Origin of the sequence: Methylobacterium indicum (assembly GCF_001043895.1) — a bacterium.
In the GTDB taxonomy this organism is placed as follows: Bacteria; Pseudomonadota; Alphaproteobacteria; order Rhizobiales; family Beijerinckiaceae; genus Methylobacterium; species Methylobacterium indicum.
In genome coordinates, this window is sequence record NZ_JTHF01000256.1 from 1 (window position 1) to 8091 (window position 8091).

Sequence of the window (8091 nt, forward strand, 5' to 3'; positions counted from 1 at the left end):
GGTGAGGAGGGCACGATGGGGCTTCTGGTCGACGGCGTCTGGCACGACCAATGGTACGACACCAAGGAGACCGGCGGGCGCTTCGTGCGCAAGGACGCGGCCTTCCGCAACTGGATCACCCCAGACGGCGCGCCGGGGCCGAGCGGGGAGGGCGGGTTTCCCGCGGAATCCGGGCGCTACCACCTCTACGTCTCGCTCGCCTGCCCGTGGGCGCACCGCACCCTGATCGTGCGGGCGCTGAAAGGGCTCGAGGATGCGATCTCGGTCTCGGTGGTCGATCCGCTGATGGGGTCCGAGGGCTGGGTGTTCGGCGAGAGCCCGGGAGCGACCCCCGATACCGTGAACGGGGCGACGCGGCTCTACGAGGTCTACCTCAAGGCCGACCCGCACTATTCCGGCCGGGTCACCGTGCCGGTCCTGTGGGACAAGGTCCGGGGCACGATCGTCTCGAACGAATCGGCCGAGATCATCCGGATGCTGGGCGCCGCCTTCCCGGGCGGGCCGGACCTCTACCCGGAGGACCTGCGCGCCGAGATCGACACGGTCAACGCCCGGGTCTACGACCGGGTCAACAACGGCGTCTACAAGGCCGGCTTCGCCACGACGCAAGCGGCCTACGCGGAGGCCGTGACGGCGCTGTTCGCGGAGCTCGATGCTCTCGACGCCCGCCTCGACCGCTCACGCTACCTGGTCGGCGACCGGCTGACCGAGGCCGACATCCGGCTGTTCACCACGCTGGTGCGGTTCGACCCGGTCTATGTCGGGCACTTCAAGTGCAACCTGCGCCGGATCGCCGACTATCCGAACCTTGCGCCCTATCTGCGCGATCTCTACCAGACCCCCGGCATCGCCCCGACGGTGAACCTCACCCACATCAAGCGGCACTATTACGAGAGCCACGGCACGATCAATCCGACCGGCATCGTCCCGCTCGGGCCCGTCCTCGATTACGATGCGCCGCACGGGCGGGCCGAGCGGTTCGGGGGATAGCCGGCGCTCAGCCCGAGGCCGGGCCCGGTCGCCGCCCTTCCGCGAGATGCACCGCCTGGGCGCCGACCTCGTAGGCGAGTTCCCGCACCGTCCGGAATCCGATCGGCGTCGGGTCGGTCACCGGGAGCGGCAGGTCGGATTCCGCGATCCGGCCCGCCACGAGGTCGGCGAGCACCGCGCCGAAGGCGGTGCCGGGCGCGATGCCGCGGCCGTTATAGCCGCTGAAGCCCACCACGTTGCGGGCGAGCCGGTGGAAACGCGGCAGGGCATCCGCCGTCATGCCGATCCGGCCGTACCATTCCGATTCGAACGGCACGTCGGCGGCCTGCGGAAACAGCGCTCGCAGAGTGCGCCGGGCCCAGGCGCGGTGGATCGCCGTCCCGGTCCCGCGCAGGGCGCCGACGCTGCCGATCACCAGCCGCCCGGCGGCGTCGAGGCGGAACGAGGTCAGGACCGGCTTGGTGTCCCAGGCGCCCTGGCGCCCGGGCAGGATCGTGCCGCGCAGGTTGTCGCTCAAGGGTGCGGTCGCGATGTTGAAGTAGGGCAGGTGGGCGATCTCCGCCCGGATCTCCGGCCAGGGCGCGCGCGTATAGGCGTTGGTGGCGACGATCACCCAGTCGGCGGTCACGCCGCCCGCCGGCGTCGTCACGTGCCAGCGCGAGCCGGTCTCGGTCGCGCCGATCACCGGGCTGCCGGCATGGATCGTCACCCCCGTTCCCAGCGCCGCCCGGGCGAGGCCCCTTGCATAGGCCAGCGGCTGGATCGTGCCGGCGCGCTCGTCGAGGAGGGCGCCCGCATAGGCCCGCGTTCCGGTGAGGCGGGCCGTCTCGGCCGCGTCGAGGAGGCGCACCGGCGCCCCGCGGGCCTGCCACTGCCGGGCCCGGTCCGCGAGGTCGGCCAAGCCCTTGGCGCCGACCGCGCAGTGCAGGGTCCCGGCCCCTTGCGCCTCGCAGGCGATGTCGTGCCGGGCGACGAGATCGAACACCCGGCGCGGCGCGTCGCCGAGGAGCGCGAGCAGCCGCTCGCCGCGCTCGCTCCCGAGGGCGGCCGGCACGAGGTCGGGCTTCACCCACAGCCCCGCATTGACGAGGCCGACATTGCGCCCCGAGCCGCCGAAGCCGACCGTCTCGCCCTCGAGCACCACCACCCGGGCGCCGGCTTGCGCGAGATGGAGAGCCGCCGACAGGCCGGTATAGCCCGCCCCCACCACCACCACGTCGGCGGTGGTCTCGCCGCGTAGCGGCGGCATGTCGGGAGCCGGCGGGGCGGTGCGCGCCCAGAGGCCGTGCGAGCGGGGATCGGTAGTCACGGGGCTGTCGGGTCCTGGAATCGGTCCGGCACCTTGCCCGATCGGGCGGTCCGGCGCCACGGCTGGCGCCGGAGCCGGACCGGCCTAGACTGGCCCTCCAGGGAGGCCGCATGACCGAATCCAACGCCGTGGACGTGGCGATCACCAGCCGGCGCAGCGTCCGGGGCTTCCGGCCCGATCCGGTGCCGACGGCGACGATCCGCGACCTCCTGGCGCTCGCCGGCCGCGCCCCGAGCGGCAGCAACATCCAGCCCTGGAAGGTCCACGTCGTCACCGGCGCCGCCCTCGCGCGGCTGACCGACGCGCTCTCGGCGGCGCACGAGAGCGACATGCCGGAGGCGCGGGAATACGAATATTATCCGGTGACCTGGCGCGAGCCGTATCTCGGCCGGCGCCGGGCGCTCGGCTGGCAGCTCTACGGGCTCGCCGGCATCGCGAAGGGCGACACGGCGGGCGCCAGGCGCCAGATGGGCCGCAACTTCACGTTCTTCGGCGCCCCCGTCGGCCTCGTCTTCACCATCGACCGCGACCTGGAGCAGGGCAGCTGGCTCGACTACGGCATGTTCCTCCAGACCCTGATGCTCGCCGCCCGCGGCCGCGGCCTCGATACCTGCCCGCAGGCGGCGATCGCGAGCTATCCCGGGGTGGTGCGGGGACAGCTCGGCATCCCGGAGAGCGAGATGGTGGTGTGCGGCATGGCGCTGGGGTTCGCCGATCCGGAGGAGCCGGCGAACCGCCTGCGGGCGGAGCGGGAGCCGGTGGAGAGCTACGCGGTGTTCCACGAGGGGTGAGCGGACGCCCGGCCCCGTTCATCCCAGCGCCGGTCCGCCATCGTCAGACGGTCACATGATCCCGTGCATCCTCGTACCGCGACAAGTCCGGCTCGGCCGAACGCCCACCGAACAGCCTACCCGCCACCCGGCGAAAGGCCGGCCGGCTCGCCGTGCGCAAAACCGCGTGCAGCACACGGATGCCGGCCTGGGTTCGCGGATGCATCAGCCGCGGCGCGATCTTCGGCACGCCTTGCGCCTCCTCGACCATCGGGCGCATCGCCCGCTCGTAGGCCGTGAAGGCGGCCGGGACGTCGCCGGTGCGGGCGAGCTCGCCCGCGAGCACCCGCGCCCCGGTGATGGCCAGGGTGGCGCCGATGCCGGCAAGCGGCGTGACGCACCAGGCCGCGTCGCCGGTGAGAGCAACGCGGCCGCGCGACCAGCGCGGCATCCGCACCTGGCGCAGCACGTCGAAGTAGACATCGTCGGCGGCGTCGAGGGCCGCCAGCACCCGCGGCGCCTGCCAGCCGGCATCGCGGAATCGCTCGCGGAGAAAGGCCTTTTGGCGGTCGCGGTCCCAGCCCTGCGCCTCGGCCAGCGGACCGTGGACCGACAGCATCGCCCGGGTGGTGCCGTGCGGGTCGGGGCGCAGCGACAGGCTGCGACCGCCGGGCGCGTTGTACCAGCGCCAGAGCCGGTCGTCGTCCGGGGTGCGGGGCACCGTGAAGTAGGCGATCGTCAGATCCATCCAGCGTGGATCGTTCTCGCCCGGAAACACCCGCTCGCGGGTCGCGGAGCCGACGCCCTCGGCGACGACCACCGCGTCGTAGGCGGCCGTCTGCCCGTCCGCGAAGGTGACGGTCGCGGCCTCCGCGCCGTCGTCGATGCGCTCGACCACGTCGCCGAAGCGGAAGGCGGCGTGGGGTCGGGCCGCCGCGAAGAGCAGGCGCGCGAGGTCGCCGCGCAGGATCTCCATCTCGGCCGTCGGGCCGTCGCCCTCCATCTCCCCGGTCATGAAGCGCGCCCGGGGACGGCCGGCGGCATCGACCCACGCGGTACCCTCCTCGCCGGTGCCGCGATCGAGCGCCGCCCGCTCCAGCCCCATCTCGCGCAGGATCCGGCGGCCGATTCCGCGGACGTCGACGTTCTGGCCGCCGTCACGGAAGGCGGGGGCACGCTCGACCACCGTGACGTCGAACCCGGCGCGGCCGAGCCACCAGGCCGCGGTGGTGCCGGCGATGCTGGCGCCGGTGATCAGGATGCGGCGAGCCATGCGCTGAACCTATTCCACCCGCACCACGGGCTCGAACCGCCCCTTCACCTTCCCCGGCACCGTGAAGGTGCGCCCGGCGAAGCGGTCGTCGGTGCGGTCGGGGTCGAGGCCCTCGGTGGCGGAGGTCACCACCAGGGTGTCGGCCTCCGGCCCGATGAAGGCCGGGCAGGTCACCTGGCGGGCCGGCATGGCGATGCTGCGCACCCGCGTGCCGTCGGGGGCGTAGGCGTCGAGGCTGGCCCCGCCCCAGCGGGCGTTCCAGACCAGGCCTTCGGCATCGATCACCGCGCCGTCCGGTGCGCCCTCGGAGGCCGGGACCTGGACGAAGACCTTCTTGTCGCCGACCGGCAGGCCGGTCGCCGGATCGGTGTCGATGCGCCAGATCGTGCCGGCCTCCGAATCGGCGAAGATCGCGCTCGTGCCGTCGGCCGTGAACGCGATGGCGTTCGGGATGGTGAGGCCGGTGAACAGGGTCCGCATCGCGCCGCGGAAGAACCAGTGGATCGCGCCGTAGCCTCTCTGCGCCTCCCGGCCCATCGTCCCGAGCCACAGGGCGCCGCAGGGATGGACCCGGCCGTCGTTCGAGCGGGTCTCCGGCCGGTCGGCCTCGAGCGCCGTCAGGAGCCGCATCCGCCCGGTCGCGATGTCGCGCAGGTAGAGCCCGTCCTCGGCGCCGAGCAGCAGGGTCGCATCGTCGACCCGCGCCACCATCGAGGCCATCACCGGCAGGTCGTGCAGGGTGGTGACGCCGCCCGAGAACGGCCGCTCGCACAGGTGCTTGCCGAGGATGTCGAGCCAGTAGAGCCGGCCGAGGCCGGGATGCGCCGCCGGCCCCTCGCCGAGGATGCAGGCGCGGTCGCAGAAGATGCCGGCCCAGCCGCTCATCGGGCGGTCTCCTTCGTGAACCGGTAGGCGATGATCTCGCGATAGGTCTCGCCGGGGCGCAAAACCGCGCTCGGGAAGCCCGGATGGTTCGGCGCGTCGGGAAAGGCCTCGGGCTCGAGGCAGAGCCCGCTGCGGGCGGCGAAACCCAGGCCGGCCTTGGCGAGGTGGGTGCCGTCGTAGAACTGCACCGCCGGCGCGGTGGCGAGCACCGTCAGCGCGAGGTCGCTGCCCGGTGCCGTGACCCGGCCGACGGGGCGCGGCGCGACGGCGGATTCGCGCCCGAGCACGAAGGCGTGGTCGAAGGCCTGATCGCCGATCCGCACCGGGCGGCGCAGGTCGAAGCGGGTGCCGGCGACCGGAGCGACCGCGCCGGTCGGGATCTGGGCCTCGTCGACCGGCAGGTAGGACTCGGCCTGGATCTCGATCGCGTGGTCGTCGATCGGCGGGGCGGGGTGCCCCTCGGGCGGCAGCATCAGGTTGAAGTAGCTGTGGTTCGTCAGGTTGACGATCGTCGGCGCGGTGGTCGCCGCCGTGAGGGTGAGGCGCAGCGTGCCGGGCGCGACGATGGCATAGGTGCAGGCGACCGCGAGCGCCCCGGGATAGCCCTCCTCGCCGTCGGCCGACCGGTAGGTGAGGGTGAGGCTGCGCGCCCCGGTCTCGGTGAAGGTCCAGTTGCGGCGCGAGAAGCCCCGGGCCCCGCCATGCAGGTGGGTGCGGCCGGCCTCGTTGCGGGGAAGTTCGTGGGTCACCCCGTCGAGGGTGAAGCGCCCGCCGGCGATCCGGTTGGCGAAGCGCCCGACGACGGCGCCGCATTGCGGGGTCTTCTCCACGTAGTCGTGCGGGTCATCGCGCCCGAGCACCACCGGGCGGCCGTGGACGTCGAGCCGGCGGATCACGGCGCCGAGGCTCAGGATCGCGACCTCCAGCCCCTCGCCGGACAGCCGCGCCTCCAGGATCGGGCTGCCGTCCGGCATCGTGCCGACGGGGACGGGCGCTCTGTCGCTCATGCGGATGTCCTGATGCGAGCCGGGGTCGGGGCGGGTCGGTCTTAAGGGTAGGGCGCCCCGGGCGCCCTCTCCACCGCCGCCGCGCTGTTGCGCAGGCCGTCGCGCACCACGACCTCGGTCGCCGCGGCGGCAGCGGGCGGGTCGCCGGCCCGGATCGCCGCCGCGATCGCCGCGTGCGCCCGCCAGGCGACGGCGTGCTCCTGCGGGTCGGTGGGCCGGCTGAGCTGAAAGAGCACCGCGAGCGCCGCCTCGGTCACGGCGCCGACCGAGTGCATGAAGACGTTGCCGGAGGCGTCCGCCAGGGCGAGGTGGAAGGCGAGATCGGCCCGCGCGAAGGCCGGATCGAGCCCGGCCGCCGCCCGCATGTCCGTCACGCAGGCGTCGAGCCGCTCGAGGTCGGCGGCGGTCCGGCGCTCCGCCGCCAGCGCGGCGGCGGCCGGCTCGACCGCGAGGCGGATCTCGGCGAGGTCGCGCAGGAAGCGCGCGTCGATGCCGCCCTCGATCGTCCAGGCGAGCACGTCGCGATCGAACAGGTTCCAGGCCGCCCGCTCGCGCACCCGCGTGCCGACCCGGGTCCGGGCTTCCAGCAAGCCCTTGGCCGACAGGGTCTTGATCGCCTCGCGCAGGAGCGTGCGCGACACGCCGAAGCGCGCCAGCAGGGCCGGCTCGCCCGGCAGCGCCTCGCCCTCGCGGTAATCCCCGGCGACGATGCCGGTGCCGAGCATGCGCGCCACCCGGGCATGGCCCGGCCCCTCGACCCGGCCCATGTCGGGCCTTCCGGACAATCTCTTGCGCGAAATCGCCGCGGCCCCACTCCCATCCACGGTTGCGCCCTCCCGGTGAGTGTCGGCCTCTTGCCCGCGCGTCAGGAATCCGCGATAAGGGCCGGACCGCTGCAATAGTCATATTAAATGATTTACAGCGCGTCGAGCGGACCGACGGGCTTCGAGGGAGGAAGCGGTGGCGGCAATCTATCCGGACCTTGCGGGCAAGGTCGTGGTGGTGACGGGCGGCGGCTCCGGGATCGGGGCGGAGCTGGTCCGTCATTTCGCCCGGCAGAAGGCGCGGGTCGGTTTCCTGGACATCGCGGACGAGCCCTCGCGGGCGCTCGCCTCCGAGCTGGAGGGGGACGGCCATTCGGTCGCCTTCGAGCATGCCGACGTCACCGATATTCCGGCGCTCAAGGCCGCGATCGGCCGCATCCGCGACCGGTTCGGCCCGGTCGACGTGCTGATGAACAACGCCGCCCATGACGAGCGTCACGCCACCGAGGAGGTGACGGAGGCCTATTGGGACGGCCGCATCGCCGTGAACCTCAAGCACCAGTTCTTCGCAGCGCAAGCCGTCCTGCCCGACATGAAGGCGAAGGGCGGCGGCGCGATCGTGAATTTCGGCTCGGTCTCGTGGATGATCGGCCAGGGCGGCATGGCGGCCTACACCGCCTGCAAGTCGGGGGTGATCGGCTTGACCCGCTCGCTGGCGCGGGATTTCGGCCCCTTCAACATCCGGGTCAACGCGCTCGCGCCGGGCTGGATCATGACCGAGCGCCAGCTGGCGCTGTGGGTGACGCCGGAATCCGATGCCGAGATCAACGCGCGCCAGTGCCTCAAGCGCAAGCTGGTGCCGGCGGATGTCGCGCGCTTCGCGGTGTTCCTCGCCTCCGAGGAGGCGGGGGCATGCACCAACCAGCATTACGTCGTGGATGGCGGGTGGGTGTGAGGGTGTCCGCAGCCGAACATGGCGCGGGTTGATCTCGGCATCGGATTCCGGCGTCACCCACAGCGCCAGCTGGCGCTCGGTCATGATCCAGCCCGGCGCGAGCGCGTTGACCCGGATGTTGAAGGGGCCGAAATCCCG

Annotated in this window: 8 protein-coding genes; 3 read left to right on the forward strand and 5 right to left on the reverse strand. The window is 72.9% G+C overall.

All coding sequences use genetic code 11. The features are described from left to right. Positions 1-15 precede the first annotated feature (15 nt). The gene (locus tag QR78_RS26090) at positions 16-990 is read left to right on the forward strand and encodes a glutathione S-transferase family protein (protein WP_048430522.1); all 975 of its coding nucleotides are present in this window, start codon (positions 16-18) and stop codon (positions 988-990) included. Between the two features lie 7 nt (positions 991-997). Here the strand turns inward: QR78_RS26090 and QR78_RS26095 are convergent, their stop codons facing one another. After that, the gene (locus tag QR78_RS26095; RefSeq protein ID WP_089504260.1) at positions 998-2299 is read right to left on the reverse strand and encodes an NAD(P)/FAD-dependent oxidoreductase; all 1302 of its coding nucleotides are present in this window, start codon (positions 2297-2299) and stop codon (positions 998-1000) included. Between the two features lie 110 nt (positions 2300-2409). Here QR78_RS26095 and QR78_RS26100 point away from each other — a divergent pair, with 110 nt between their 5' ends. Next, a complete protein-coding gene (locus QR78_RS26100; RefSeq protein WP_048430517.1) occupies positions 2410-3090 on the forward strand; it encodes a nitroreductase in 681 nt (226 codons plus the stop codon). Between the two features lie 43 nt (positions 3091-3133). Here QR78_RS26100 and QR78_RS26105 read toward each other — a convergent pair whose 3' ends face one another. From QR78_RS26105 to QR78_RS26120, 4 genes are read right to left on the reverse strand one after another with little or no spacing between them, the layout of a single operon-like run. After that, on the reverse strand, positions 3134-4342 hold the full coding sequence (locus tag QR78_RS26105; RefSeq protein WP_048430518.1) for an FAD-dependent monooxygenase: 1209 nt from the start codon (positions 4340-4342) through the stop codon (positions 3134-3136). A 9-nt stretch (positions 4343-4351) separates the two neighbouring features. Beyond that, positions 4352-5227, reverse strand: a complete 876-nt coding sequence (locus tag QR78_RS26110) for an SMP-30/gluconolactonase/LRE family protein (protein ID WP_048430519.1) — start codon at positions 5225-5227, stop codon at positions 4352-4354. Beyond that, entirely contained in the window at positions 5224-6234 is a 1011-nt protein-coding gene (locus QR78_RS26115) for an aldose epimerase family protein (protein WP_053221097.1), read from the reverse strand. The genes QR78_RS26110 and QR78_RS26115 overlap by 4 nt, the downstream gene beginning before the upstream one ends. Positions 6235-6275: 41 nt before the next feature. Beyond that, positions 6276-7001, reverse strand: a complete 726-nt coding sequence (locus tag QR78_RS26120; RefSeq protein ID WP_048430520.1) for a FadR/GntR family transcriptional regulator — start codon at positions 6999-7001, stop codon at positions 6276-6278. A 193-nt stretch (positions 7002-7194) separates the two neighbouring features. Between QR78_RS26120 and QR78_RS26125 the strand changes: the two genes are divergently transcribed. Continuing rightward, positions 7195-7953, forward strand: a complete 759-nt coding sequence (locus tag QR78_RS26125) for an SDR family NAD(P)-dependent oxidoreductase (protein ID WP_048430521.1) — start codon at positions 7195-7197, stop codon at positions 7951-7953. The last annotated feature ends 138 nt before the right edge of the window (positions 7954-8091 follow it).